Raw genomic sequence first — 26,648 nt, forward strand, 5'->3', positions numbered from 1 at the left:
CGCCACTGTCGACGTAGCTGCGAGGCGGTTCGCAGAGAGAACCCTGGGTGGGTGGACGAATGGATCAGTACATCGTACCGTCGACACGTGCGTGGCTGGAGCATCGCTATCTGGAACTGTCGACCGTCGAGTTCGAACTGTGGCTCGTCGCGCTGTCGACCCTGACCCTCGACGTGGTCCTGACCTATGTCGGACTGCAGTCGGGATTCGCCGAGGGGAACCCGATCATGGGGTACGCGTTCGAACACGTCGGGTTCGCCGTCCTCGGTCTCGTGAAGGTGCTCGTACTCGGGACCGCGGGACTGGCACGCGAGTTGCGTCCGGAGTACGGGCCGGTCATCCCGCTCGGACTGGCGATCCCGTGGCTGTTCGCCTCGGTCGTCAACTACACGCTGATCTTCTAGGCTCGCTCGTCGGGTCGCTTCTCGGCGAGGACCGTCCGTTCGAACGAGCAAACGAGTGTGTCGTCTTGCTTGAACACGTCGACGGTCATCGTCACGACGCCGCGGTCGCCGTCGCTGGTCTCGCGCTTGTCAGTCACGGTCGTCTCGGCCCGAATCGTGTCGCCGTGAAACACCGGCGCGGGGTGTTCGACCTCGTCGTAACCGAGGTTGGCGACGATGGTCCCGTCGGTCGTCTCCGGAATCGTCAGTCCGACCGCCAGCGAGAGCGTGTAGAGCCCGTTGACGACCCGTTCACCGAAGTCGGTGTCGGCGGCGAACTCGGCGTCGAGGTGGAGGGGCTGCTGGTTCATCGTCATGTCGCAAAATCGCTGGTTGTCGCTCTCCGAGATGGTTCGGCGACGGGGGTGTGTGATCGTCTCGCCGACCGTGAACGCCTCGTAGTAGTTGCCGGCCATAGCGACCCGTCGTCGGCGTCGGTGAAAGTACTCGGGGGTGGCACGAAAGTGTCAGACAGTAATTCACACGATAAGGGGTAATTATTTGGGACCCTCGAAATAAGTAGGGACCATTACATGAGTGGCTCGGCAGCACGCGTCGATCAGTCCACGCTGACCGGCCTCCTGTCCGCGAAGACTCCCGACGACGTGTACGACCGAGTGGTCGACGCCTGTCTCGATCGGCTCGGTGCGGATCGGTGTGTAATCTCGTTGGCCACCGGTGACGGCCTGGAGCCCGTCGCAGTCAGCGACGACGGGGCCACCGTCGAGGAGCTCCGAGACCAGCCCGGCTGGGACTACCAGTCACTCGCCGTCCGGGACGGTGACTCCTATCTCGTCGGCGACCTCGACGACGGCGGGTCGACTACGGGAAGGTCGACCGGGGGCGACGGGGAGAGCCCCAGCGACGCCACGCGATCGGTGCTCAGCGTCCCGATCGACGGCGTCGGCGTCGTCTTCGCGACCGCCACCGATCCGATGGCCTTCAGCGAGTCGGATCGGGAGTGGCTCGAAGCGGTCGCCCTGTACGTCGGGTCGTCGCTGACGCGGTTTCGCTCACCGGAGCCGATCTACACGGCCCCCGCGAGCAGTGGATCGTCGACTCGCTGTGAGCCGACCGAAGAGGACGCCGAAGCACCCGTCGCCCTGGAGGACCTCGACGAGCGGCTCTCGTTCGTGCTGGACGCGACCGACTCGGTGCTCTGGACGGTGAACGTCTCCGCTCGGACGCTCCGGCTGTTCGGACCGGTCGAACGGATCGTCGGTCTCGACCGAGACACAGAATATCCGCTCTCGGAGTTCGTCGACGGGTTCGTCCACCCCGACGACAGAGAGCGCCTCGTCGAGCAGCTACAGGAGGTCGCGACCGAGCAACGAGACAGCGTCGAACTGGAGTACCGTCTGGAGCCAGCCGACAGCGACGAGAGCAGGTGGTTCAGAAATCGCTCCGGGCTGCTGGAAGAGGAGAAGACGACGCTCATCGGTCTGTCGACAGACGTGAACGGGCACGTCTCGCGAGAGCAACGGATCAAGCGGCTTCAACAGCGGACGACGCGGCTGATCGGCGCACAGTCCCAGACCCAGATCGCAAACGTCGCGGTGAACGCGGCCGAGGACGCGCTCACGCTCCCACTCGCCGGCATTCACCTCCGGGACGGCGACGTGCTCGAACCGACGGCGGTCAACGAGCGCGTGTGGGAGGTGATCGGCGAAGTGCCGAGCTACCGGGCACACGACGACGATCCAATCGATACGTTCGTCTGGGAGACGTACGGCCGCGGCCGGCCGGCCGTCGTCGAGGACACGGCCGAGCACGACCAGTTGAGCGAAGCGACGAACGTCCGGAGCGTGATCGTCTATCCGCTGGACGACTACGGCGTCTTCGTCGCGTCCGGACGCGAGCCCGACGCCTTCGATTCGGTCGACGTGGCGCTGGGCGAGGTCCTCTCGATGGGGATCGTCGCGGCACTGGAACGGACCGAGCAGGAAGACCGCCTCAGGGAACAGGCCCAAGCGCTCGAACGGAAGAACGAGCGCCTCGAAGAGTTCACCAGCATCGTGAGTCACGACCTCCGCAACCCGCTCAACGTCGCGCTCGGGCGCGTCGAGTACGTCCGGAACGACTACGACGACGATCACCTCGCGACGGCCCAGCAGGCCCTGGAACGGATGGCCTCGATCATCGAGGAGACGCTGGCGCTCGCCCGGCAGGGTCACTCGGTGAGCGACCGCGAGCCGGTCTCGGTCCCGGAGATCGCTCACCGGTGCTGGCAGACGGTACAGACGGCGTCGGCGACGCTGGAGACGGCGTTCGAGGGAGCGTTCACCGTGCTGGCCGACAGAGAACGGCTTGCTCACGTCCTGGAGAATCTGATCACGAACGCCGTCGAACACGGGGGCGAGAACGTCACCGTTCGGATCGGGCCACTCACAGAAGAACCCGGCTTCTACGTCGAAGACGACGGTCCGGGGATTCCCGAGACCGAACGGTCCGACGTGTTCGAGACGGGGTACACGACCGCACAGGACGGGACCGGATTCGGGCTCTCGCTGGTGCGAGACATCGTCACGGCCCACGGGTGGACGATCACCGCGACGACCGGGTCGAACGGCGGCGCACGGTTCGAAATCACCGGCGTCGAACGGTCGTGAAAGTGTCGTAAGGGCTATGCCACCGAGTGTGCAAGGGCACACCGATGGCCGAGCAACGTCGACGCGAACTGGCGGCGTCCGCCCGACTCGCCGTCGAGACGGAACGGTGGTTCTTCCTCGATTGCCTGCTCGCCGTGATCGGCTTCGTCGGGTGGGTCGCCGGCACGGCCGCGACGGCTGCGCTGGGTGCCAGAGAAGCGGGCCTCACGCTCTCGCTCGGGACGGCCTCGACCCAGACGCTGGCACTCCTCGCAGGGGGCGTCGTCGCCTGGATCGTGTTGCCCGCACTCGCGGCGACGCTGCGGCTCCGCAGTCGGGTCACGAACGTCTCCGGAAACGTCGAGAGTCACTACCGCTTCGACGCGCCGGGGACTCTGCTGTGGCCCTCGGGGGTCCTCCTGACCCTTTCGCTGGCCGCCGCGATCGCCTCGCCGATCGCCTGGCCGGCGTACGCGGTCGCCTTCGTCGCCGGCGCACACCTGCTCGCACGCACCGCGGCGTTTAGCTACCGGGTCTTCTCGTTTTCCCGTCCCGGACTGGTCTACGCCGCGTCGGTCCTGACGTTCTCGGTGTACGCCACGGCCGGCGTCGTCCAGCTCGGTGCCGTCGTCGGTGCCGGCGCGATGGTCCGGGACGCGATGGCCGTCCTCGGCGTGCCCACGGCACTCGTCGGCGTCGTCGATGTCGGTCCCGTCAGCGTTCCGGCGCTCCTGACGGCCGGAGCAGTGACGCCGGCCGTACTCGTCGGCGCGTACCTCGTCTGTCAGTCGCTGGCGGCGGCGTACGTCAGGTGGTCCGAGCCGACCGTCGACCGCGGCTCGCTGCGTGCCGGCCAGCGCAACCCATTCAGTCAGGTGGCCGCCAGCACCGCGGGAGGACGGGCGACTGCGACCAGCCAGACGCGATCCGGCACGACCGACAGCGGCGAGGACCGGAGCGTCCCCGTCCACATCCAGACGACGCGAGTCTACGATCCCGGCGACGAGGTCTCGGACCCCGCCGGTATCGACACCGCAAACGGAGGTCCCGTCGGTCAGCGGTGTCGCACCTGCAACGCGACGTTCTCGCCGGAGACGGAGGTCAGATTCTGCCCGAACTGCGGGCAGCGCCTCGACGACGGATAGCACGCTGTCCGGTCGAGCCGGTGTCCCGAGAGCGACAGAGAGCCACTGGACACTCCGTGTGAGACTGTTCCGCAACAAAGAAAAATATTTTCGGATCTCGAAAGACAGTTCGGAGGATTGCGAAAGCATTATGAGCGTGACGACCATCTTTTCGGTTGACCTAAGTACATACTATGGCAGTACTCGAAATCAACAATCTCCACGCGAAAGTGGCAGAAGACGGCGGTGAACGGATCCTTCGCGGTGTCGACCTCGAAGTCGAGTCGGGCGAAATCCACGCGCTGATGGGCCCCAACGGATCGGGCAAGTCGACGACGGCGAAGATCATCGCGGGCCACCCCGCATACGAGGTGACCGACGGCGAAGTGCTCATCCACCTCGAAGACGGCGACGTGGCAGACGACATCGAGATCGACGACGACCAGCGCACCTGGAACCTGCTGGAGCTAGAGCCCAACGAGCGCGCGGCGCTGGGCATCTTCCTGGGCTTCCAGTACCCGGCCGAGATCGAAGGCGTCACGATGGTGAACTTCCTCCGGACGGCGCTCAACGCCAAGCTCGAAGAGCAAGCAGAGCTGTTCGAGGAGGAAGACGAAGAGAGCGAGGGCGACGAGGAAGCGACCAACGAGGACGCCGCGGGCTACGACAGCTCCCCGATGGAAGGCCCCGCCGACGAGGGCGAGGTCAGCGTCGCCGAGTTCCAGCAGCTCCTCAAGGAGAAGATGGAACAGCTCGACATGGACGAGAAGTTCGCCAACCGCTATCTCAACGCCGGCTTCTCCGGCGGCGAGAAGAAGCAAAACGAGGTCCTCCAGGCCGCGATCCTCGAACCCTCGGTCGCCGTGCTGGACGAGATCGACTCCGGGCTGGACATCGACCGCCTGCAGGACGTCTCTAACGGCATCAACGCGCTGCGCGACGAGCAGGGCACCGGTGTCCTCCAGATCACCCACTACCAGCGTATCCTCGACTACGTCGAGCCCGATCACGTCCACGTGATGATCGACGGCGAGATCGCGAAGTCCGGCGGCGCGGAGCTGGCCGAGAAGCTCGAAGACAAGGGGTACGACTGGGTCCGCGAGGAAGTCTACGAGGCCGCGTGATACGGACCGTTGTAGACGTGTTCCCGGTCGACTGCACGATGTCGTGCGGTCGATCCGGGACAGAACTACAACATTCCGTATACGGCACAACCCACATAACCAGGAAACCCTAAGCACGACTACAAAACATGAGTTCAGATCAAGACCACCTCAAAGAAACAGATACGGAGAAGCGCTTCGAGTTCAAGAAGGAGGAGAAGTCCGCCTTCGAAGCCGAGAAGGGCCTGACCGAGGAGACGATCCGCGTCATCTCGGAAGACAAAGACGAGCCCGAGTGGATGCTGGAGCGTCGGCTCCGGGCACTCGAACAGTGGCACGAGCTCCCGATGCCGGACGACTGGCCGGGCGCGCCGGACATCTCGGAAGTCGACGTCGACGAGATCGTTCCCTACATCCGCCCGGACATCGAGACCCGCGGCGGCGTCGACGACTGGAACGACCTCCCCGAAGAGATCCAGGACACTTTCGACAAGCTCGGTATCCCGGAAGCCGAGAAGAACGCGCTCTCGGGCGTCGGCGCGCAGTACGAATCCGAGATCGTCTACCAGAACATGCAGGAGCGCTGGGAGGAGAAGGGCGTCGTCTTCTGTGACATGGACAAGGCCGTCCAGGAGCACGAAGAGCTCGTCCGCGAGCACTTCATGACCAAGGCCGTCCCCCCGAGCGACAACAAGTTCGCCGCGCTCCACGGCGCGATCTGGTCGGGCGGTTCCTTCGTCTACGTTCCGGAAGACACGTCGGTCGACATGCCGATTCAGGCGTACTTCCGGATGAACAGCGACGGGATGGGCCAGTTCGAGCACACGCTCATCATCGCCGAAGAGAGTTCCGAGGTCCACTACATCGAGGGCTGTTCGGCTCCGAAGTACTCGGAGTTCAACCTCCACAGCGGCGGCGTGGAGGTCTTCGTCGGCGAGAACGCCCACGTCCAGTACTCGACGGTCCAGAACTGGTCGAAAAACACCTACAACCTGAACACCAAACGCGCCATCGTCGAGGCCGACGGGACGATGGAGTGGGTGTCCGGTTCGATGGGGTCGAAGGCGACGATGCTGTACCCCTCGACGGTGCTGAAAGGCCCCGGTGCGACGGACAACCACATCACGATCGCCATGGCCGGCGAGGGCCAGAACATCGACACCGGCGCGAAGGTCTACCACAACGCGCCCGACACGAAGTCGACCATCGAGTCGAAGTCGATCTCCAAGGACGGCGGCCGGACGAACTACCGCGGTCTCGTCCACATCGCCGACGGGGCCGAGAACGCCTCGACGAGCGTCGAGTGTGACGCGCTGATGTTCGACAACGAGTCCACGTCGGACACGATGCCGTACATGGAGATCCAGGAGTCGAAAGTCGACGTGGCCCACGAAGCGACCGTCGGCAAGATCGGCGACGAGGACGTGTTCTACCTCCAGAGCCGCGGTCTGGACGACGACGACGCAAAGCAGATGATCGTCGCCGGCTTCATCGAGCCGCTCACGGAAGAACTGCCCATCGAGTACGCAGTCGAGATGAACCGCCTCATCGAACTCGAAATGGAGGGGAGCCTCGGGTAACCCCCGGATTCACAATGAGTACGCAGGTACACGCCAACCTCACGGCAGAACAGGTAACGCAGATCTCCGAGGAGCTCGACGAGCCCGAGTGGCTGCTCGAAACGCGTCTCGACGCGTACGAGGCCCTCGACTCGCTTGACATGCCGGACGTGATCCGGACGCCGGGTCGGGACTGGACGAACCTCGACGCGCTCGACTACGAGACGCTCGTCGATCCTCTGGAGTGGGAACAGGAGAAAGACCGCGTCGACGCCGAGGGTGTCGACGTGCTCTCGTGGGCCGACGCCCTCGATCAGCACGGAGAGCTGATCGAAGCGCAGTTCGGCTCGATCGTCGACCCTCAGCGGGACTACCTCACGGCCCTCTCGACGGCGCTCTTTAGCGCCGGGACGGTCGTCTACGTCCCCGAGGGCGTCGACGCCGAAGACGTGAAGATCCGGACGACGATGAACAGCCGATCGCTGTTCAACTACACGCTGGTCGTCGCCGAGGAGTCCTCGTCCGTGACGATCCTCGAACGCCAGACCACCGGCACCAACGTCGACGGCGAGCAGTACTACTCCGGCATCGTCGAAGTCGCCGCCGAGGAAAACAGCAGCGTCCAGTACGGCACGCTCCAGAACCTCGACGACGACAGCTACAACTTCCAGGTCAAGCGCGGCCACGCGGGCACCTACGCCACGGTCGACTGGATCGAGGGCAACATCGGCTCGCGACTGACCAAGTCAAACGTCGAGACGCGCCTGCTGGGCGACGCCTCGGAGTCCCAGATCGTCGGGGCCTTCTTCGGCCACGAGGACCAGCACTTCGACATCGCGTCCCGAGTCTGGCACGAAGCCGAACACACCACGGCCGACCTCGTCACCCGCGGCGTCCTCGACGACGCCGCCCGTTCGGTGTACGAGGGCGTCCAGGACGTGGGTCGCGAGGCGTGGGACACCAACTCCTACCAGCGGGAGAACACCCTGATGCTCTCAGACGAGAGCGAGGCCGACGCGTCGCCGAAGCTGATCATCAACAACCACGACACCGAAGCCAGCCACTCGGCGACCGTCGGGCAGGTCGACGAGGAGGACATGTTCTACATGACCTCTCGCAGCGTCGATCCCGAGAGCGCGAGGAACATGCTCGTAGAGGGCTTCTTCGTGCCCGTCTTCGATGAGATCGCGGTCGACGAACTTCGCGACGACCTCGACGACCTCGTCGTCGAGCGCCTCCGCGAGTAGTTCGTTCGTCCACGAACCGCGCGTTGCCGACGACCGCGGCTCTAACGCTTTTTCGAAATTTCTGCCACCGTCAGCCGTGCTGTGACCGATGTCGTCACCCCAGATAGCGAATCGCTGCACGAAGTCGACAGCACCACGCGATCGTCGTCTCCGTATTGCGGACTAGCAGTTGCGACAGACGGAATCTGTGGGCCAGTGACCCGCTATTACGAAACAGCGTGCCCCTAGTTTGAACACCGAGACGACGTTTCGCCAACGTAGATCCGAGTTTTCGTAACGATTTTGTGTGTGAAACGTGTGTGGTTGTGTGGCATCGTTACACAGGGATGTGCCGAGAAACGCACTCGGTGCTCCGGGGGGTGCCACGAGCGGCGATACGGACCGACGTATCGGCGACCGATCTGACACGACGGCTGGGGGTACGAAGCTTGGACGACCACCAGACGCCGTGTCGGTCGGTCGTGGTAGACACGACGCGGTGCTGATCAGTTCCGACTACGGCCCGCGTCCGAACCGACGACACGATCACACCAACACATGAAAGAGACACGACGAAGCTTCCTGCGAAACGCATCAGCACTCTCCGCGCTGGCGATCGGCGCCAGTGCGAGCGCATCGGCAGCAAACTGTAGCAGCGTCGCCGAGTGGGACGCGAGCGCCACCTACTCCGGTGGCGATCAGGTCACCTTCGACGGCCAGCTGTGGACCGCCGAGTGGTGGACACAGGGCACCGAACCCGCCGAGAGCGAGAACGTCTGGACGCTCGAAGGTGCCTGTGGCGACGACGGCGACAGCGGCGTCGACTGCAGCGGCGTTCAGTCGTGGGCGTCGGACGTTGCCTACTCCGGTGGCGACCAGGTCACCTTCGACGGCTCACTGTGGACTGCCGAGTGGTGGACCAAGGGGACCGAACCCGCCGAGAGCGAGGACGTCTGGACGCTGGAAGGGGCCTGCAATGGCGACGGCGGCGACGAGAACACCGCGCCGACGGCGTCGTTCTCGGCCGATATGAGCACGCCCGAACCCGGTGATTCGATCTCCTTCGACGCAAGCGAGTCGAGCGATCCCGACGGGTCGATCGACAGCTACGAGTGGGAGTTCGGTGACGGAACGACGGCGACCAGAGCGACGGTGAGTCACAGCTACGACTCGGCCGGCGACTACACCGTGACCCTGACGGTCACCGACGACGCCGGTGCGACGGCGACGGACTCGACGACGATCTCCGTTTCGAGCGGCAACGCCGCTCCGGACGCCTCCTTCACCGTCTCTCCCTCGAACCCGGCTCCCGATGAGTCGGTCAGCTTCGACGCGGCCGATTCGAGCGACTCCGACGGGACGATCGCCAGCTACGAGTGGGAACTGGGCGACGGGACGACGGCGACCGGCGAGTCCGTCAGTCACAGCTACGAGTCGGCGGGCGACTACACCGTCTCGCTGACTGTCACCGACGACGCGGGCGCGAGCGACACCAACGAGACGGTCGTCTCGGTCGGCGACAGCTCCGGCGGCACCGAAGGGTCGACCGAGTTCGCGCCGTACAACTACGTCTTCACCGATCCGGAGACGACGCTGGTCGATCACGCAGAGCAGGCGGGCAACGACAGCGTCACCACCGCGTTCGTCCTCTCTGACGGGAACGGCAACGCTGCGTGGGGCGGCGAAGTCGACCAGCTCGTCGGCGAGGCGGGCCTCAAGTCGGAGTTCCAGGCCTACCAGGATCAGGGCGGAACGATCATCATCTCCTTTGGCGGCGCGGTCGGGACGATGATCGCCCAGGACACGACCGACATCGAGAAGATCAAATCGGAGTACCAGTCCGTGATCGACACGTACGGCGTCACGCACCTGGACTTCGACATCGAGTCCGTCGACGAGGCCGCCGTCGACCGACGCAATCAGGCACTGGCCGAACTCCAGTCGGAGAACCCGGACCTGAAAGTGTCGTACACGCTGCGCTGTCGGACGACCGGCCTGACCGAGCACGGCACGTACGTCGTCGAGAACGCTCGCGACAACGGCGTCGACGTGCAGTACGTCAACGTGATGACGATGAACTACGGCTGGGTCCGTCCGAGTGCGAGCACCGTCAAAGACACCGCGAACGGCACCCACGAGGATCTGCTGTCGATCTTCTCGGACCTCTCCTCGGACGAGGCCTGGAGTATGGTCGGCATCACGCCGATGATCGGAGAGAACAACGTCGGTGGCCAGCACCGGCCCGAAGACGCCGAGGAGGTCGTCTCCTTCGTCGAGGACAAGGGGGTCGGCCTCGTCTCGTTCTGGTCGCTGGATCGAGACAACGGCGACTGTCCCGACGGGACCGTCTCGGGCAAGTGCAGCGGCATCGAGCAGAGCGCCTACGAGTTCGCAGGCATCTACAACCAGGTGCAGTGACGGCGACGACGGTCGACCGCGAGGCCGTCACGAAATCACGACTCCGTTTTTTCGCCGCCGGCCCGTGCTACGACAGCGACAGTAGCCGTCGAAGCTCATGCGGGCAGTTGTAGCGATGACCGGTAAGCGTCTACCCCGTCGGTAAGCAGCGACAACGTTCCGTAGCAGTCCATATCCGACCGCGTGACAGCGGTGCGACCAGCTGTGAATCGGTTCGGTCGAGACGGTAGTAGTGCGATCGGGCCGTCGCGAGCGACGAAACCGGTCGATCCACTCTACGAAACAGCCCTCAAATGGCGTTAGAGGGTTCGAAAGAGTGCTCCCCAGACCATGGTACATAAGGACACACAATCAGCATCACCAGCGCGTTTTTCCTGGGTGAACAATCGTGTAGGACTGCGGCAACGACTTGCCACCGGCCTGGAGAGCAGATTGGATGCTCGGACCTCTGATAGACCGACGAACGCAACGAGAAGGGCGTTGACAACGCCAGTAGTGAGTGAAAGTGTCACATACTTCGTGTTAGTGAGAGAAGAGATCATTTATCATTATAAAATGGCGCAGCTATTCAGATGATTGTAGGCAGACGTTCCATGTATGGGAATATTAATTTTCGGAATTTTTTAGTGTATGCAGGTGTGTGGTACCTACAGCGGCTGGGTGAGAGAACGTTGGGTGCGGATTGGGGACTAGAACGCCGTCCCGGTAGTGGGACGGACAGATCCAACGGTGGCACGCCAACGGTCGACACCGCCGCGACAATAACCATGCAACGTCGCAACTATCTACAATCGCTTTCGGCGCTGGCCGGTCTGGCCGGCGTCTCAGCGGTAACAGCACAGGAAGAGTATCCGGCGTACGATTCGAGCGCCACCTACAACGGTGGCGACCGAGTCGTCTACGAGGGATACATCTGGGAAGCACAGTGGTGGACCAAAGGAACGGCACCGAGCGCAGACGAGGCCGTCTGGGAGAAGGTCGGACCTGCTGACGGGGACGGCGGCGACGACGGCGGCTCCGACGGCGGCAGCAGCGACATTCCTGCCTACGATTCGAGCGCCACCTACACCGGCGGCGACCAGGTCACCTACGACGGATTCGTCTGGGAGGCCGAGTGGTGGACCAAGGGTACCGAACCCTCCGAGAGCGCGAACGTCTGGACGAAGGTCCGTGCCGTCGAGGACGGCGACAACGGCGGCGACAACGGCGGCGACGACGGTGGGTCCTCCGACCTGAACGCCGTCATCGACGCCAGCGCAACGCGCGTAGATGTCGGTGAGGACGTTACGCTGGACGCCAGCGGCTCCGAGGGCGACATCGAGTCCTACGAGTGGATGGTCGGCGATCAGGGTCCGATTTCCGGCGTCGAGAACACGGTCACGCTCGACGAGGAAGGCACCTACGAAGTCACGCTGACCGTCACCGACGCAGACGGTAACGAGGCGACCGCGACTCGATCCGTGTTCGTCGGCACCGCGGGCGGTACGCAGCCCGGCGACAAGCGAGTCGTCGCTTACTACCGACAGTGGGCACAGTACGACCGCGAGTACACCCCGTCCGACATGCCGCTGGACAAGATCACGCACGTCCAGTACGCGTTCGCGCGCCCGGAGGAGGACGGCTCCGTCAACCTCGTCGGCGACAGTCACGGCCAGCAGGCGTTCTGGGACCAGAACACCGACTGGCGTGACGCACCCGGCGGAAAGAGCATCGCGGAGCTCGCCGAAGAGAACGAAGACACCAAGTTCACGCTCTCGATCGGTGGCTGGGGCGACTCCGAGTACTTCTCGTACGCCGCAGAAACCGAGGAGAACCGCCAGCGCTTCGCCGACCACTGTGCCGAGTGGGTCGACCGAGGCAACCTCGACGGCATCGACATCGACTGGGAGTTCCCCCACGGCGGGGGCTGTCAGGGTGACGGTGGCGAGGCGTGTAACAAGGAGAACGTCGAGCGCCCCGAAATCGACATTCCGAACTTCACGAAGCTGTGTCAGGCGGTCCGCGACCGTCTCGACGAGAAGGCGGCAGAGGAGGGCCGCGAGGAGCCGTACGAGGTCACTGCCGCAGTCAACGCCGACCCCGAAGCGATGGCCGACTACGAGCACGACGCGCTCTCGGACATCCTCGATTTCATCCTCGTGATGACCTTCGACTACGCGGGTATCTGGAGCGAGTACACCCGCCATCACGCACCGCTCAAGGAGAACCCGGACAACCCGTTCGAGAAGTCCGACACCTGGAACGCCTCCTACGCCCTCAGCTGGTTCGAACAGCAGGGCTGGTCTCCGGACCAGCTCAACATGGCCGTTCCGTTCTACGGACGTAGCTGGAGCAACGTCAACGACCCGGACGGCGAGGGCAACGGCGAAGACGACGGCCTCTTCCAGAAGTTCGACGGGGAAGACGGCAACGCCAGCGGCGAAGGTACCTTCGGTACCATCGGTGGTATCTACGAGTACTACGACCTCGCCGGTGGCTCCCGTGGCGGCTCCAGTATCATCGACGGCGATGACTACGAGACCTACATCGACGAAGACGCGATGACGGCCTACAGCTACAACCCCGACAAGGGCGGTGGCTACAACAAGGCCAGTGGCGAGATGATCTCCCACGACACCGTCGAGACCATGGAGATGAAAGCCCAGTGGCTCCGCGACTCGCCGTACGGCGGGACGATGCTGTGGGCCATCGGCGGCGACACGAAGGACGGTGAGCTGATCAGCACGCTCTGGAACACGCTCAACGAATAGTCGCGGTTCCACGGCGTTTCCCGGCCTGTGCGGTGACGCGCAATTACGGGGGTAACTGACGCGTCACCCACGGGCTGTTCGCGAAGCGACGGCGAAGGGGGCGACAGCGCGACTCGATAGCCCTGCCGCCGTCACGGCAGCATCGACCGAAACGACACGACGACACCGAACGACACGATATATGAGAGAAACACGACGCGACATGCTACAGAAGGCAACGGCTCTGTCGGCACTGGCAGTCGGTGCCAGTGCGACCGCAACAGCAGCAGACTGCAGTGGCGTCTCCGAGTGGGACTCGGGGGCCACCTACACCGGCGGCGATCAGGTCACCTACGACGGTGCGCTCTGGACCGCCGAGTGGTGGACCAGTGGCACCCAGCCGGCCGAGGACGCCAACGTCTGGACCAAGGAAGGTGCCTGTGGCTCCACGCCACCGGGCGACGGCGGCGACACCACTAATTGCAGCGAGGTATCGGCGTGGGATTCGAGCACGGCCTATTCGGGCGGCGATCAGGTCACCTACGACAGCAAGCTCTGGACCGCCGAGTGGTGGACCAAGGGGACCGAACCCGCCGAGAGCGAGAACGTCTGGACCCTCGAAGGGGCCTGCGGCGACGGCGGCGACGACGGCGGCGACGGCGACGAGAACCAGTCGCCCGAGGCCTCCTTCACTGTCTCGCCGTCCTCGCCCGAGCCGGGTGAGGAAGTGACCCTCGACGCCAGCGGCTCCTCCGATCCCGACGGCGACTCCCTGAGCTACGAGTGGGACATCGAGACCGTCGGCACCGTCGAAGGTGCGGAGAACTCGCTGACCTTCGACGAGGCCGGAGACTACGAGGTCACGCTGACGGTCACGGACGCCGAGGGCGCGTCCAGTTCCGTCACCGAGACGCTCTCGGTCATGCCGGCACCGGACGGCCCCGATGACGAGTTCAAGGTCATCGGTTACTACCCCGGCTGGAAGGCCACGCCGGAGTACGACTACTACCCCGAGGACATTCCCTTCGACAAGGTCACGCACGTCCAGTACGCGTTCCTCGGCGTCGACGCAGAGAAGGCAGTGCCGACGATCATGAGCGACCAGGACCGCGAGAACCTCGAGCGGTTCAAGGAGCTCAAGGACGGGGCGGCCTCCGACACCAAGATCACGCTCTCGATCGGTGGCTGGGCAGACTCGACCGGCTTCTCCGAGATCGCCGCGACCGAGAGCAACCGACAGTCCTTCGCCGACCGGTGTGTCGAGATCCTCCGGGAGTACAACCTCGACGGCATCGACATCGACTGGGAACACCCCGGTAGCTCCCAGGGCAAGTGCCAGTGTGGGAGCAACAAGGACTACGAGACCCACGTCGACCTCCTGCAGGCGCTGCGCGACACGCTCGATGCAGCCGCCCAGGAAGACGGCAAGTACTACGAACTATCCATCGCCAACGGTGGCTCGGACTGGAACGCCGGTGGCCTCCGCCACGGCGACATCGGCGAGATCTGTGACTTCGCCTCCATCATGGCCTACGACTTCACGGGCTCGTGGATGGACGTCGTGGGGCAGAACGCGCCGCTGTACGGCGACTCTCACCCCACGGAGAACAGCCAGTACGGTGAGACCTACACCGCCCAGTACTTCGTCGAGTACTCGGTCGACAAGCTCTACGCTGGCGACCACGGCGAGACGGGCTACTGGCCTGGTCAGTGGGAGTACCCGCCGGCCGAGCCCGCCGAGTACGACGAACTGGTCCTCGGGCTGCCGTTCTACGGCCGAGGCTTCAACGGCACCGAGATGTACGGCAGCTACAGCGGCCTCCCGAAGGGCACGTGGCACGATCAGCTCGAAGACGGCGCTGACCCGACCGGCGCGTTCGACTTCGGTGACCTCGAAGAGAACATCGAGGGCGCGGACGGCTGGACGAAGAAGCGCCACGACCCCGGTGCGGTCCCCTACATCGTCAACGAGGACGAAGAGACGATCATCAGCTACGACGACGAACAGGCCATCGAAGAGAAGGTCAAGTTCGCCAAAGAGCGTGGCATGCAGGGCGTCATGTTCTGGGAGCTCTCCCAGGACTGGAACGAGACGCTGCTCGACACGATCAACCGGACCGCATAACGCCGGTCACATCGATTTTTTTCGGCGCGTCCAATCGATTGCTGACGAACGAGTCACACTATCACACCAATGAAACAGACACGACGGAACATTCTACGTAAGGCATCGGCACTGACAGCACTCGGTATCGGAGCCAGCGGCATCGCGGCTGGCGCAGACTGTAGTAGCGTCCCGGAGTGGGACGCCGACACCACCTACACCGGTGGCGACCAGGTCACCTACGACGGTGCACTCTGGACCGCCGAGTGGTGGACCCAGGACGAACCGTCCGAGAGCGCCAACGTCTGGACGCGCGAGGGCGCTTGCGGCGGGAACGGGGGAGACGACGGCGACGACAGTGACAGCGCGAACTGCGACGACTTCCCCCAGTACGATTCGGGGGCGACCTACACCGGCGGCGACAGAGTGATCTACGACGGTCGGCTCTGGGAAGCCGAGTGGTGGACCAGCGGCACCGAACCCGCCGAGAGCCAGAACGTCTGGACGCTGGTGGGCACGTGTGGGAACTTCGCACCCAGTGCGGTCGCCTCGGCCTCGCCCTCCTCGCCGGAGGTCGGCGAAACGGTCACCTTCGACGGCTCCGGCTCTGCCGATCAGGACGGCTCGATCACGAGCTACGAGTGGCGCTTCGACGACGGCACCACCGAGACGGGCGAGACCGTCACCAGAAGCTACGACGCGAAAGGCGAGTACACGGCGACGCTGACGGTGAGCGACGACGCTGGCGCGACCGCCAGCGACTCCGTGAGCGTCGCGGTCGGCGACACCGGTGGCGGCTCCGAGAAGGAAGACGACGTGTTCGCGCCCTACCAGGGCACGTGGGGGAGTCTCGTCGACGGGACGCTGAACGTCGACACCGATCGGGTCGTCGTTTCGTTCGTCGGCGACGCGACCGACGACGGCGAGGTCAACCCCGGCTGGCTCACCTCCGGCGGCCAGCGTCCGCTCACCGACTACACCGACGAGATCCAGACGCTCCAGGACAACGGTATCGAGGTATGGGTCGCCATCGGTGGCTGGGACGGCCGCACCGTCGCACGGGACGCGACCGACGCGACGGAGCTCAAGAACGTCTACGCCGACATCCTCGACACGCTCGGGGTCACTCACCTCGACATCGACGACGAGAACGCCAACGAGGCAGGCCGTGACGGCAGCGTCTACGAGATCCGCAACGAGGCGCTCGCGATGTTGCAAGACGAGCGCCCCGAAGTGAAGATCTCCTACACCGTCCCGGCCGGACAGGGCGGCATCGAGAACCGCAACTACTCGCCCGCCAAGGACATGGTCAGCGACGCCGTCGAGAAGGGGATCGACCTGTCCTACGTCAACATCATGACCATGGGCTTCTCGGGCGACTACACCTCGATCATCCCCTCGGCCGGACAGGGGACCGTCGACTGGCTGGCCAACGTCTACCCGGACAAATCCGAGCAGGAACGCTGGGAGATGCTGGGTGTGACGCCGAACGTCGGCGAGGACAACTTCACGACCGACGACGCCAGCGCCATCGTCGACTGGGCCGAAAACGAGGATCTCGGACTCCTGAGCTTCTGGGCGCTGTACAAGTCCAGTGCTGCCGAGCAGGCGGAGATCTTCGCGACGTTCGAGTCCGACGAGGACTGATACGGCCGGCTGGCACTGTTGCAAGATATGTGCGACCACGGGGTCGCAACATTCTTTACAGACGGACAGCCGGCGGTATGAGGCCACGAGGCGTCACCGCCGCGAGCGAGTTCCCACCCCCGGGTGGCGGTCACCCGCCCGTAACACAGACCCGTCAGTGACACGTTCGATCCTTCGGGACCCCGTTCTGGCGCTCGAACGACCGGACGGACGGACAGAACTGCGAGGGAACCGCTTAAGTCGCCGCCTCCCCGAGCAACGACTATGACTGTACAGACGCGTGACCGACGGGGGCAGGTACCGTGAGCCTCCAGCGACCAGTCGGCTCCGACCACCAGCTCGCGCGGCTGCTCCAGATCGGCGTCGTCCTTGAAGAGGTCGTCGAGGCGCGCGCCGACAAGCACGCCAGCGTCTCGGCGGATCTCGATCCCGCGGTCGATCGACTGCTGGACCACGCCGCCGAAGAGTCCGAACAGCACCGACGCGCCCTCGAAGAGCTGATCGCCGAACTGGACGCCGAGACGGTGCCGTTCGACGAGATCCAGACGCTCGTCGAGGCCCAGTACGAGAGCGACGACGAGTTCGACGGTGTCCTCTACGATCAGCTGTGTAACGAGGAGACTGCGTACAAGTTCTACGACGACCTGATCGAAGCGATCGAAACCTCCGAGACCGAGTTCAGTATCGACCGAGATCGACTCCTCTCGACGCTCGAACGCATCCGCGACGAGGAAGCAGACGGCGTCGAGGAAGTGACCGAACTCATGGAGGAACGCGAATGAGTGCCGCCGCGACACCAACGGAGGGATCCACGTGAACACCGCTAACCAGTATCTGAAAGCCATCTACCTCGTCCAAGAACAGGAGGACGGCCCAGCATCGACCGGTGACGTGGCCGACATGCTCGAAGTCAGCCCGGCCAGTGCCAACGAGATGATCGGCAAACTCGAAGAGCAAGATCTCCTCGAACACGAGAAGTACAAGGGCGTCGACCTCACGGACGAGGGGATCCACCGCGCTCGCGAGGCCCTCCAGAACTACTGCATCATCGAGCGGTTTCTCCTCGAAGTGCTCGAAGTCGAGGAGTTCCGCGGCGAGGCAAAGCAACTGGAGGGGGTCATCGACGAGACCGTCGCCGAGCGACTGGACACGATCATCGACCGGGAACCGCAGTGCCCGGACTGTTTCGACGCCGAAGACGACGTGTGCGGACTGATCGAACTGGAAGCCGAGGCGTCAGACTAGCGCCGCCGATCTGGACCGAAGACGCGCCGCGACCCGGCTGCCCCGCCCCAGTCTTGCGGCGGACGGCGACCGCAAAGACAATTCTATTAAACACCGCCGAGCAATACCCAGGTGAAGTCCCGTGGTGTAGTGGCCAATCATATGGGCCTTTGGAGCCCATGACGGCGGTTCGAATCCGCCCGGGACTATTCTGTCCGAACGAAGTGAGGACGAATAGCGCACGGTGGATTCGAAGCAGAAGGCGAGCGGTGTCGAGCCTTCGCAGTTCGAATCCGTCCGAGGCTCCGTTCGAGAGTTGCATCCCGGACCGCAAGGTAGATTCCCGCCGCCTGGTGAGTGAGAGTATGACCGAGACGATCACGGGCGAGGTGATTCACGTCGTCGGCCCGGCGGAACTCGACGAGGCCGAACTGGTCGCGGAGCTGGCGGCGCTGGCGGAGTCGCGGTACGTCCTCGTCTGTCGCGAGGGCGGCAAGCCGGGCTGGCTCGAACGGCTCTGGTCGTTTCTCAGGTGCGACCCGATCGAACCGGTGACCATCGTCGCCGACGGCGCCGTCGAAGAGGGCGTGGAAGTGACGGCGACGGTCCGAGAGACCGACGTGGCGGGCGTCTACGAGGCCGTCGACGTCCGGCCTGCGTAAGTGTCATCCACCAGGAGTGAGACACGGACTGTATCGATGGGATTCGAACGTCACCCGCAGTTTCTGCCCGACTACCCGCCGACGTGGCTGGACATCCTGATGGGCATCTTCATGCTCTGGCTGTCCTCGTACGTCCAGACGCGGGTCGTCGCGTGGCCGTGGTTCCTCGCCGGCACTGCCGTTACCCTCCTCACGCTGGGCCCGTTCAAACACACCAGCTTGGGCCGCCAGATCGACGAACACGGTAACGATGGAAGCGGCGTTCGTAAACTCGCGATCGTCGGCCTCATCGCTGGCGTCCTGTGGGGGCTGATACTCTTGTTGAAGATTCCGGTGCCGATCGCCACGAGTGGTGTTGCCGGTGCCATGGCGGGCGTGAGTGTGTTCGTGTTCGTCCACCTCGCCAGCGCCCGCTCGGTCGACGGGTGGGTCCGACGAGAGCGATAACTGGGTTACTCGTAGCACTCGCTCTCGACGCGTTCGTCGTAGAGCCGCTGGAGGAGCTTCGTCATCGGTCCGGTGCCCACGTCGATGCCGTCGACGGTGGCGACGGGCCGGATCTCCCACGTCGAGTTCGTCAGGAACGCCTCGTCTGCCTCGCGAACGTCGTCGACGGTGTACGTCCCGGTCTCGACGGGGAAGTCCTCGGCGTCGGCCAGCTCCATCACGACCGAGCGAGTAACGCCGGGCAGCAGGTCCAGTTCGCTGGCGGGCGTTCGCAGGCCGGCCTCGGTGACGAAAAAGAGGTTGCTGGTGGCACCCTCGACGACGTGGCCGTCCGTGTCGCGCAACAGCGCCTCGTCGGCCTGGAAGCGGTCGGTCGCGGCGCGGCGCAGTTCCAGCCGAGCGAGGATTCCGTTGAGGTAGTTGTGGGTCTTGGCGTCGGCCGGAAGCGCCGCGTCGGGCACCCGTCGGGTCTTGACCGTCTGTACGTCCGCCGGATCGTCCCAGACTGACTCGCCCTCGGTCCCGCCGCGTGGAAGCTCGCGGACGACGACGACGATCGACGGATCGACCGTCCCGTCGGGCGTCAGCTTCCCGGGCTGGACGCCGCGGGTGACAGAGAGCTTGACGTAGGCGTCGTCGAGGTCGTTGGCGGCGAGCGTCTCCTCGACGCGGTCCCGGAGGTCGTCGGGCACTGCGTCGCCGAAGCCGAGCGTCTCGGCGGTCCGCTGGAGGCGCTCGCGGTGGGCCGTCCACTCGAAGGGAACGCCGCCGTAGGCTCTGATCGTCTCGAAGGCCGCGTCACCGTACTGGAAGCCGCGGTCTCTGACGGAGACGCTCGCTTCGCTCGCCGGAACGAGATCGCCGTTTACGTGGTATTGCATTGGAGACAGAAGTTCTCGATCATCGTCTTGCCACCGTCGGTGAGGATGCTCTCGGGATGGAACTGGACGCCGACGTGGGGCCGCTCGCGGTGGCGCACGCCCATGACGATGCGGCGGTCGCCCTCGGCGTCGTCTCCGGGGTCCCCGTCGGTCGCAGAAACCGTGGCCGCGGTCTCTTCGAGCACGTCGGGCAGTGCGGTTCGCTCGACGGCCAAGGAGTGATAGCGACCGACCTCGAAGGGATCGGGCAGGTCCGCGAACACGCCCGTCCCGTCGTGGGTGACCGTCGAGGATTTGCCGTGGACGACCGACTCCGCGTGACCCACCTCGGCACCGTTGGCGCTACACAGCGCCTGGTGGCCCAGGCAGACCCCGAGCGTCGGGTACTGGAGCCGCGAGAAGATCGGCATCGAGACGCCAGCCGCCTCGGGGGTTCCGGGGCCGGGCGAGACCACGATCCCGTCTGGGTCGAGGCGTTCGATCTCCGCGATCGAGACCGCGTCGTTGCGCCGGACGAGCACGTCGTCGGGACCGCCGCCGAGGCGTTCGACGACCGCGCCGACGTACTGGACGAGGTTGTAGGCGAAGGAGTCGTAGTTGTCGATCACCAGGATCGTCGGCGCGACGCTCATCGCTCGGCCTCCACGGTCATCTCGGCGTCGGCGTCGAGTGCCTCGTCGACGGCGTTGATCAGTGCCCGTCCCTTCGCGAGGGTCTCGTCGTACTCCTTGCGGGGGACGGAGTCGTGGACGATTCCCGCGCCCACCCGGAGGTAGTACCGGGACTCGTAGCGCACCAGCGTCCGGATGAGGATGTTCAGCGTCGCCCGGTCGTCGAACCCGAAGATCCCGACCGAACCGGTGTAGGGGCCGCGGCGGGTCGCTTCCAGTTCGTCGATGATCTCCATCGTCCGGGGTTTGGGGGCACCAGTGATCGTCCCGCCGGGGAAGACGGCGGCGACGGCGTCGGCGAGGTCCATCCCGTCGCGCAGGCGGCCCTCGACCTTCGAGACGAGGTGCATCACTTCGGAGTAGCGGTCGACCCGCCGGTAGTCGGTCACCTCGACGCTGCCGAACTGGCTGACCTTGCCGAGGTCGTTGCGTTCGAGATCGACCAACATCGCGTGTTCGGCCCGCTCTTTCTCGTCGTCGAGTAGCTCCGTTTCGAGGTCGGCGTCGTCTTCTGGCGTGTCACCTCGCGGGCGCGTGCCGGCGATCGGCTCCGTCTCGACCACCGCGCCGTCGCGGTGGAGCAGCAACTCGGGGCTGGCGCTCACGAGGTCCACGCCGGGGAACTCCACCAGTGCCGAGTAGGGGGCCGGATTGACCGTCCGGAGGGCGTCGAAGGCCGCGACGGGGTGGACGGCCGCCGGGGCGACGAGGCGCTGGGAGACGTTCGCCTGGAAGGTGTCGCCGTCACGGACAGCGTCCTGGACGGCCCGGACGCGGTCGGCGTACTCCTCGGGCGTGCAGTCGCTCTCGAACCGTGCATCGTCGGCCGCCGAGGGAGGGTCGCCGACCGACGAATCGCCGTCGACGGCGGCCCTGGCCAGCTCCAGCGCGTGCTGGCGACCGAACTCGTAGGCCAGCGCCGGCCGTTCGAACTCGTCGAGGCGCGGACACGCGGTCACGCGGAGTGTGACCTCGTCGCCGCGGGGTTCCTCCCAGGCGGCGATCCGGTCGTAGGTCGCGAGCTGGAGCCGCGGGAGCGCACGATCACGGAGCGCGTCGTCGGGCAGTGTCTCCAGTTCGCGGGCCACGTCGTAGGAGAGCCACCCGATCACCCCACACGGATACGGAACGTCGCAGTCGCCACGGGCGAGGTCGTCGGCGTCGACGGCGTCGGCCAGGGCGGCCAGCGAGTCGGCCTCGCCGGGGCCGACCTCGTGGAAGTCCGCGGGCATCGTCGCGAAATAGCCCCAGCCGGACTGGCCGCCGGTCGTCCCGAGATAGACGCCGCCGGCCCCGTCGCCGTCGCGTGCGCGTCGATAGGCGGCGAACGGGTCCGAGACGGTGACGCGCACCTCGACGGGAACGCGGGCCGCGGGACTGGCGTCGGCGGCGACCGAGCGGAACGCGTCCCTGTCGGTGACGACAGTGGGCATTACCGAACAGGACGTGTCCAGCAGATAATTCCCTTGCGGTCGACGGTCACGCCGTCGGCTGTCGATCTGTGAGAAAACCGCGACTCCGGCGACGGCTGGAAGCGGCGACTGGCGGCAGCGTCAAAAGGAGTTCGCCTGTTCGATCCACCCGGAGACTCTGTTGGGTGAGAGATCGGTCGCCTCGCCCAGTTCGTCGGCGTCGGCCGCCGCGAGCTCCGAGACGGTCGAGATGCCGGCGTTCTCCAGTCGCTCAGCGTAGGCCGGCCCGACACCTTTGATCTCGGTGACTGGGGCGTCGTTCTCGACCGACGGCTCGTCGTCGGACTGCTCCGTGGAGGGCGTCGCAGTCGTCTCGGCTTCGTCGTCCGCGTCGGCCTGCTCGCCGACGGTCTCTGATTCAGTCTCGTCGTCCGCGTCGTGCGTTGCCTCTGCGGTGTCAGTGTCGGTCCCCTTGACGGCGTCCTCCGACTCCGTCGACGGCTCGCGCTCGACGGTCACGTCGACATCCTGGGGAGCGTTGGCCCCGGCGGACGGCGACCCCGAAGCGTCGAGCCCGAGTGCCGATTTCAGTTTCTGCAACAGACCCATGTGGGGGGCTACTGGTCGCCGACACTTAACACCTTCCGGGTTAGTGGCAACGTTCTCACAGGCGATCCCGGAGTGCGTCGTTCATCGCCGCGACCGGTGCGGACACACCGGTCCAGCGCTCGAACGCTTCGACGCCCTGGAACAGGAGCATCCACGCGCCGTCGACGGTCGTCGCACCGGCGGCGTCGGCCGCCCGGAGCAGTCGCGTCTCGATCGGCGAGTAGACGGCGTCGAGGACGGACAGATCGCCGTGGAGGGCGTCGGCCGGCACCGGGGTCGCGTCCTCGTCCATCCCGACGCTGGTACAGTTGACCAGCACGTCCGCGTCGGCGACGGTGTCGTGGAGTTCGTCGAGTCCGTGGCCGGTCGCTCCCGGCACGTCCGCGGCGAGGTCGTGAGCGCGCTCGACGGTTCGGTTGGCGATCCGGACGGCCATCCCCTCGTCGGCCAGCCCGAACGCGACCGCCCGACCGGCACCGCCCGCACCGACCACGACTGCGGTGCCGTCGAGGGCCACGTCGTGACGGCGGAGCGCGCGCACGGCACCGACGGCGTCCGTGTTGTAGCCGCGTGGCTCGTCGCCGGTCAGATCGACCGTGTTGACCGCGCCGATCCGCTGGGCCAGCGGATCCGGGTCGACGGCCTCGAAGGCCGCCTGCTTGAACGGGATCGTGACGTTCAGCCCCGTGACTCCCAGCGTCCGGGCGCTCTGGATGGCGGCGGCGGCCGCGTCTTCGTCCGGCTCGAAGGTGACGTAGCGAGCGTCCATGTCGAGCTGTTCGTAGGCCGCTTCGTGCATCGGCGGCGACAGCGAGTGACCCACCGGGTTCCCGATCAGACCGAACACGTCCATACCTCCTGGGCACGCGCGGTGGATATCAAAGACACGGTCGCGACGACCGACGACCACTCGCCGGCCGTTTCGCAAGCTTTTCGGACGGACCTATCCAGGGGTGTGGTAGTGAGCCGCCTTCGTCATCCACTGGTCCAGATCGGAGTCGCAGCCGGGCTGACAGCCCCCTGGATGGTGCTGTTCGTCTACAACACGCTGGTCGGCGTCGGTCTGCTTGCCGGTAGCGTCGTCCACCTCGGCACCCTCTCGGAGGTCGCTCTGACGGGGATCGCCGTCCTCGGTGCGTCCTTCCTGCTGGCGTGGGGAGCCGAGACGGCGGAGAAAGACGTGCCGCGTGCCTTCGCCATCGCCGTCCTCGCGGTGCTGGCCGTCGCACCGGAGTACGCCGTCGACGCGCTGTACGCCTGGAACGCCGGTGCCGGTGGCGCGACGACCGAGGCCTGTAACGCGCTCTCACCGGCCGCTATCGAGGCCGGCGAGACGGCGCTTGCCGGGGCCTGCCACGACGCCAACCTCGCCGTGGCCAACATGACCGGCGCGAACCGCATCCTCATCGGGATCGGCTGGGCCGGGATCGCCGTATTCACCGTCTGGCGGGCCTTCGAGACGAAAGACCCCGCCGTCCAGGACCGCGAGGGATGGCTCGGCGACTCGGTCCAGCTCGACACCGACATCGCGACCGAGATCACGTTCCTCTTTGCCGCGACGGTCTGGGCCTTCCTGGTGCCACTGGGCGGCGGCATCGACATCCTCGATACGGTCGTCCTCGTGGGGCTCTACGTCGCCTACATCGCGTTGATCCTCAAGTCCGACATCGAACAGGGCGAGGAACACGTCGGCGTCCCCAGGTACCTCCAGCAGTGGCCGCTGCCGTGGCGACCCCTGTCCGTGATCGTGCTGTTCGTCTACTCCGGCGTCGTGATCTTCACGGCCGTCGAGCCGTTCGCCCACGGACTCGAACAGATCGGGATCGACAACGGGATCCCGCAGTTCTTCATGATCCAGTGGGTCGCGCCCCTGGCCAGCGAGTCGCCGGAGCTGATCGTCGTCGCGGTGCTAGTCAACAAGGCCCGCTCGACGGCCGGGTTCAACGCCCTGATCTCCTCGAAGCTCAACCAGTGGACGCTGCTGATCGGGACTCTCTCGGTCGTGTTCTCGATCTCGTACGGGGCCTACGGCGTCCTGCCGTTCGACGCGAAGCAGGCCGCCGAAATCTGGATCACCGCCGCCCAGTCGTACTTCGCGCTGGCGATCCTCAGTAACTTCGAGATCAGCATCCGCGAGGCGCTCGTCCTCTTTGGCCTGTTCATCTCGCAGGTACTCCTCGAATTCGTCCTGATCCGCGAGTGGCTGGCCCTGCCCGTCGACAGCTACGAACTCCTGCTGGTCTACACTGCGGTCTACATGGTCGCCGGGACGGCGCTGCTGATCAAGCGTCGCCAGTCGGTGCAGTTGCTGTTCGGGTTGACCGCCGACGCGGTCCGTGACGCGACAGACCGTGAGACCGTCCACGAGGAGTTCGCGGACTGATGCTCGCCGTCGTCGTCTCGCGATCGGACTCGGCCTCCGAACACGTGGGCGAACAGCTGCTCGATCTGGTCGAGTGGACAGAGACGGTCGACGAAGAGCGGCCAGACGGCGACGGTGGCGGCACCGTCTACCGTCGGGACGGGATCGAACTCCGAACGTTCGACGCGATCCACCTCGACCTCGAATCGGTCGCGGCGGCCTTCGACGACCCCGACCTGCTCGTCTTCGCGTCGCGCCACGCCGGTGAGACGGGGCCGCTCCTGACCGCACACCACACGGGCAACTTCGGGCCGGCAGAGTTCGGCGGCGCGGACGGCGTCCTCGCCCGAGCCTGCCCGAACGCACACCGCAGGGTCGTCGAGGCGCTCGAATCGTTCGCGCCCGAGGGCTACGAGGTGGGGATGGAGGCGACCCACCACGGCCCCAGCGTCGTCGGCGCTCCCTCGATGTTCGTCGAAGTCGGGAGCGACGAGCCCCAGTGGGACGACGCCGACGCCGCGCGGGCAGTCGCGCGGGCGATCCTCGCGCTGGAAGACACCGAGCCCGACACACCACGAGAGAACGGGACGCGTCGCCACCTCGTGGGCTTTGGCGGGGGCCACTACGCCCCCAGGTTCGAGCGCGTCCTGCGCGAGACCGACTGGGCGATCGGCCACGTCGGTGCCGACTGGGCGCTGGACGCGATGGGCGATCCACGGGACAACCGGGCCGTGATCGAGCGAGCCTTCGAGGAGAGCCGTGCCGACTACGCACTGCTGGAGGCCGAGCGGCTGGCACTGCGCGAGACGATCGAAGCCCTCGGCTATCGGGTCGTCGACGAGACGTGGGTCCGCGAGACCAGCGGCGTCTCGCTGGGCCTGGTCGAGCGACTGGAGGCCGCGATCAGACCTATCGACGACGGCCTCCGGTGTGGCGAGCCCGCGAGAACCCACGACGCTGACTTCGTCGTCTGGGACCCGTCTGGGGAGTTGCTGGCCAGAGCGAGCGGGATCGACCGGGAACGGACCCGAGCGGTCGTCGCCGAGACGGCGCTGGCGTTCGACACCGAACAGAACGGGACCGAAGTCGTCGGCCCCGTGGCGCTGCCAGCGCCCGACGACCGCGAGCCAATCGTCGAGGGGCTCACCGCGGTCCTGGCACAGTCGTACGACGAGGTCGTTCGGGACGGCGACTGCCTCCGGGCGCGCGAAACGGCCTTTGACCCGTCGCTGGCCCGCGAGTGCGGCGTGCCCGAAGGCCCGAAGTTCGGCCAGCTATCGGCCGGCCACTCGGTCGAGGTCGACGGCGAGACCGTCGACCCCGCGGACGTGGTCCGAGAGCGCGTCGACGAGTTCGAACTCCCAGAAGTCCGGTCTGCGTAACTGTTCGGCCCGGAATCGGCCGCCGCCGTCGAAATACGTCAGCCAGTCGTCAGACAG

The 26,648-nt window shown here is 65.6% G+C and carries 22 protein-coding genes and 1 tRNA gene; 17 read left to right on the forward strand and 6 right to left on the reverse strand.

The window, feature by feature from the left end:
• Positions 1-59: 59 nt before the first annotated feature.
• Positions 60-404 (forward strand): DUF5658 family protein, encoded by a 345-nt coding sequence (locus IL252_RS02715; RefSeq protein WP_208626525.1) that lies wholly within the window; start codon positions 60-62, stop codon positions 402-404.
• On the opposite strand, the gene IL252_RS02720 is transcribed toward IL252_RS02715, so the two are convergent.
• Complete coding sequence (locus IL252_RS02720; protein ID WP_208626526.1) at positions 401-859, reverse strand: MaoC family dehydratase; 459 nt, start codon at positions 857-859, stop codon at positions 401-403. The genes IL252_RS02715 and IL252_RS02720 overlap by 4 nt on opposite strands.
• A 117-nt stretch (positions 860-976) precedes the next feature.
• On the opposite strand from IL252_RS02720, the gene IL252_RS02725 reads away from it, so the two are divergent.
• From IL252_RS02725 to IL252_RS02790, 14 genes are all read left to right on the forward strand, one after another.
• On the forward strand, positions 977-3,052 hold the full coding sequence (locus IL252_RS02725) for a GAF domain-containing sensor histidine kinase (RefSeq protein ID WP_208626527.1): 2,076 nt from the start codon (positions 977-979) through the stop codon (positions 3,050-3,052).
• A gap of 44 nt (positions 3,053-3,096) precedes the next feature.
• Entirely contained in the window at positions 3,097-4,176 is a 1,080-nt protein-coding gene (locus IL252_RS02730) for a hypothetical protein (protein ID WP_208626528.1), read from the forward strand.
• A gap of 173 nt (positions 4,177-4,349) precedes the next feature.
• Complete coding sequence (locus IL252_RS02735; protein ID WP_208626529.1) at positions 4,350-5,279, forward strand: ABC transporter ATP-binding protein; 930 nt, start codon at positions 4,350-4,352, stop codon at positions 5,277-5,279.
• Positions 5,280-5,407: 128 nt separating this feature from the next.
• The gene (gene sufB / locus IL252_RS02740; RefSeq protein WP_208626530.1) at positions 5,408-6,838 is read left to right on the forward strand and encodes a Fe-S cluster assembly protein SufB; all 1,431 of its coding nucleotides are present in this window, start codon (positions 5,408-5,410) and stop codon (positions 6,836-6,838) included.
• Positions 6,839-6,852: 14 nt separating this feature from the next.
• Positions 6,853-8,064: a Fe-S cluster assembly protein SufD gene (sufD, locus tag IL252_RS02745; protein ID WP_208626531.1), complete on the forward strand. Its 1,212-nt coding sequence runs from the start codon at positions 6,853-6,855 to the stop codon at positions 8,062-8,064.
• A 537-nt stretch (positions 8,065-8,601) separates the two neighbouring features.
• Entirely contained in the window at positions 8,602-10,461 is a 1,860-nt protein-coding gene (locus tag IL252_RS02750; RefSeq protein ID WP_208626532.1) for a PKD domain-containing protein, read from the forward strand.
• Between the two features lie 767 nt (positions 10,462-11,228).
• Positions 11,229-13,211, forward strand: a complete 1,983-nt coding sequence (locus IL252_RS02755) for a glycosyl hydrolase family 18 protein (protein ID WP_208626534.1) — start codon at positions 11,229-11,231, stop codon at positions 13,209-13,211.
• A 202-nt stretch (positions 13,212-13,413) separates the two neighbouring features.
• Positions 13,414-15,315: a glycosyl hydrolase family 18 protein gene (locus IL252_RS02760; RefSeq protein WP_208626535.1), complete on the forward strand. Its 1,902-nt coding sequence runs from the start codon at positions 13,414-13,416 to the stop codon at positions 15,313-15,315.
• Between the two features lie 69 nt (positions 15,316-15,384).
• On the forward strand, positions 15,385-16,941 hold the full coding sequence (locus IL252_RS02765) for a PKD domain-containing protein (protein WP_208626537.1): 1,557 nt from the start codon (positions 15,385-15,387) through the stop codon (positions 16,939-16,941).
• Positions 16,942-17,243: 302 nt separating this feature from the next.
• On the forward strand, positions 17,244-17,723 hold the full coding sequence (locus IL252_RS02770; RefSeq protein WP_208626538.1) for a ferritin-like domain-containing protein: 480 nt from the start codon (positions 17,244-17,246) through the stop codon (positions 17,721-17,723).
• A 31-nt stretch (positions 17,724-17,754) separates the two neighbouring features.
• Complete coding sequence (locus IL252_RS02775; RefSeq protein ID WP_153553959.1) at positions 17,755-18,186, forward strand: metal-dependent transcriptional regulator; 432 nt, start codon at positions 17,755-17,757, stop codon at positions 18,184-18,186.
• 115 nt (positions 18,187-18,301) lie between these two features.
• Positions 18,302-18,374: transfer RNA gene (locus IL252_RS02780), tRNA-Gln, on the forward strand.
• Between the two features lie 156 nt (positions 18,375-18,530).
• Positions 18,531-18,827: a hypothetical protein gene (locus tag IL252_RS02785; RefSeq protein WP_208626539.1), complete on the forward strand. Its 297-nt coding sequence runs from the start codon at positions 18,531-18,533 to the stop codon at positions 18,825-18,827.
• A 36-nt stretch (positions 18,828-18,863) separates the two neighbouring features.
• Entirely contained in the window at positions 18,864-19,274 is a 411-nt protein-coding gene (locus IL252_RS02790) for a hypothetical protein (protein ID WP_170094957.1), read from the forward strand.
• Between the two features lie 5 nt (positions 19,275-19,279).
• On the opposite strand, the gene IL252_RS02795 is transcribed toward IL252_RS02790, so the two are convergent.
• The 5 genes from IL252_RS02795 to IL252_RS02815 form a co-directional block, all read right to left on the reverse strand.
• Positions 19,280-20,155 carry an aminotransferase class IV gene (locus IL252_RS02795; RefSeq protein WP_208626540.1) on the reverse strand — a complete coding sequence of 292 codons (876 nt, stop codon included), beginning with the start codon at positions 20,153-20,155 and terminating at the stop codon, positions 19,280-19,282.
• Entirely contained in the window at positions 20,140-20,787 is a 648-nt protein-coding gene (locus IL252_RS02800) for an aminodeoxychorismate/anthranilate synthase component II (protein WP_208626541.1), read from the reverse strand. The genes IL252_RS02795 and IL252_RS02800 overlap by 16 nt, the downstream gene beginning before the upstream one ends.
• Entirely contained in the window at positions 20,784-22,259 is a 1,476-nt protein-coding gene (gene pabB / locus IL252_RS02805; protein WP_208626542.1) for an aminodeoxychorismate synthase, component I, read from the reverse strand. The genes IL252_RS02800 and pabB overlap by 4 nt, the downstream gene beginning before the upstream one ends.
• A gap of 120 nt (positions 22,260-22,379) precedes the next feature.
• A complete protein-coding gene (locus IL252_RS02810; protein ID WP_170094961.1) occupies positions 22,380-22,847 on the reverse strand; it encodes a DUF4332 domain-containing protein in 468 nt (155 codons plus the stop codon).
• Positions 22,848-22,902: 55 nt separating this feature from the next.
• Positions 22,903-23,700 (reverse strand): shikimate dehydrogenase, encoded by a 798-nt coding sequence (locus tag IL252_RS02815; protein WP_208626543.1) that lies wholly within the window; start codon positions 23,698-23,700, stop codon positions 22,903-22,905.
• A gap of 171 nt (positions 23,701-23,871) precedes the next feature.
• Between IL252_RS02815 and IL252_RS02820 the strand changes: the two genes are divergently transcribed.
• The gene (locus IL252_RS02820) at positions 23,872-25,230 is read left to right on the forward strand and encodes a sodium:calcium antiporter (protein ID WP_208627363.1); all 1,359 of its coding nucleotides are present in this window, start codon (positions 23,872-23,874) and stop codon (positions 25,228-25,230) included.
• On the forward strand, positions 25,230-26,591 hold the full coding sequence (locus IL252_RS02825; RefSeq protein WP_208626544.1) for a D-aminoacyl-tRNA deacylase: 1,362 nt from the start codon (positions 25,230-25,232) through the stop codon (positions 26,589-26,591). The genes IL252_RS02820 and IL252_RS02825 overlap by 1 nt, the downstream gene beginning before the upstream one ends.
• Positions 26,592-26,648 lie beyond the last annotated feature (57 nt).

It is taken from the genome of Halomicrobium sp. IBSBa, assembly GCF_017612575.1.
GTDB lineage: Archaea > Halobacteriota > Halobacteria > Halobacteriales > Haloarculaceae > Halomicrobium.

Excerpts from the sequence above, each read along its gene's own strand:
- IL252_RS02795 (WP_208626540.1), bottom strand. The coding sequence starts at position 20,155 with ATGCAATACCACGTAAACGGCGATCTCGTTCCGGCGAGCGAAGCGAGC.
- IL252_RS02750 (WP_208626532.1), top strand. The coding sequence starts at position 8,602 with ATGAAAGAGACACGACGAAGCTTCCTGCGAAACGCATCAGCACTCTCC.
- IL252_RS02720 (WP_208626526.1), bottom strand. The coding sequence starts at position 859 with ATGGCCGGCAACTACTACGAGGCGTTCACGGTCGGCGAGACGATCACA.
- IL252_RS02810 (WP_170094961.1), bottom strand. The coding sequence starts at position 22,847 with ATGGGTCTGTTGCAGAAACTGAAATCGGCACTCGGGCTCGACGCTTCG.
- IL252_RS02760 (WP_208626535.1), top strand. The coding sequence starts at position 13,414 with ATGCTACAGAAGGCAACGGCTCTGTCGGCACTGGCAGTCGGTGCCAGT.
- sufD (WP_208626531.1), top strand. The coding sequence starts at position 6,853 with ATGAGTACGCAGGTACACGCCAACCTCACGGCAGAACAGGTAACGCAG.
- IL252_RS02715 (WP_208626525.1), top strand. The coding sequence starts at position 60 with ATGGATCAGTACATCGTACCGTCGACACGTGCGTGGCTGGAGCATCGC.
- IL252_RS02815 (WP_208626543.1), bottom strand. The coding sequence starts at position 23,700 with ATGGACGTGTTCGGTCTGATCGGGAACCCGGTGGGTCACTCGCTGTCG.
- IL252_RS02730 (WP_208626528.1), top strand. The coding sequence starts at position 3,097 with ATGGCCGAGCAACGTCGACGCGAACTGGCGGCGTCCGCCCGACTCGCC.
- IL252_RS02790 (WP_170094957.1), top strand. The coding sequence starts at position 18,864 with ATGGGATTCGAACGTCACCCGCAGTTTCTGCCCGACTACCCGCCGACG.
- sufB (WP_208626530.1), top strand. The coding sequence starts at position 5,408 with ATGAGTTCAGATCAAGACCACCTCAAAGAAACAGATACGGAGAAGCGC.
- pabB (WP_208626542.1), bottom strand. The coding sequence starts at position 22,259 with ATGCCCACTGTCGTCACCGACAGGGACGCGTTCCGCTCGGTCGCCGCC.
- IL252_RS02785 (WP_208626539.1), top strand. The coding sequence starts at position 18,531 with ATGACCGAGACGATCACGGGCGAGGTGATTCACGTCGTCGGCCCGGCG.
- IL252_RS02755 (WP_208626534.1), top strand. The coding sequence starts at position 11,229 with ATGCAACGTCGCAACTATCTACAATCGCTTTCGGCGCTGGCCGGTCTG.
- IL252_RS02765 (WP_208626537.1), top strand. The coding sequence starts at position 15,385 with ATGAAACAGACACGACGGAACATTCTACGTAAGGCATCGGCACTGACA.
- IL252_RS02820 (WP_208627363.1), top strand. The coding sequence starts at position 23,872 with ATGGTGCTGTTCGTCTACAACACGCTGGTCGGCGTCGGTCTGCTTGCC.
- IL252_RS02725 (WP_208626527.1), top strand. The coding sequence starts at position 977 with ATGAGTGGCTCGGCAGCACGCGTCGATCAGTCCACGCTGACCGGCCTC.
- IL252_RS02800 (WP_208626541.1), bottom strand. The coding sequence starts at position 20,787 with ATGAGCGTCGCGCCGACGATCCTGGTGATCGACAACTACGACTCCTTC.
- IL252_RS02825 (WP_208626544.1), top strand. The coding sequence starts at position 25,230 with ATGCTCGCCGTCGTCGTCTCGCGATCGGACTCGGCCTCCGAACACGTG.
- IL252_RS02735 (WP_208626529.1), top strand. The coding sequence starts at position 4,350 with ATGGCAGTACTCGAAATCAACAATCTCCACGCGAAAGTGGCAGAAGAC.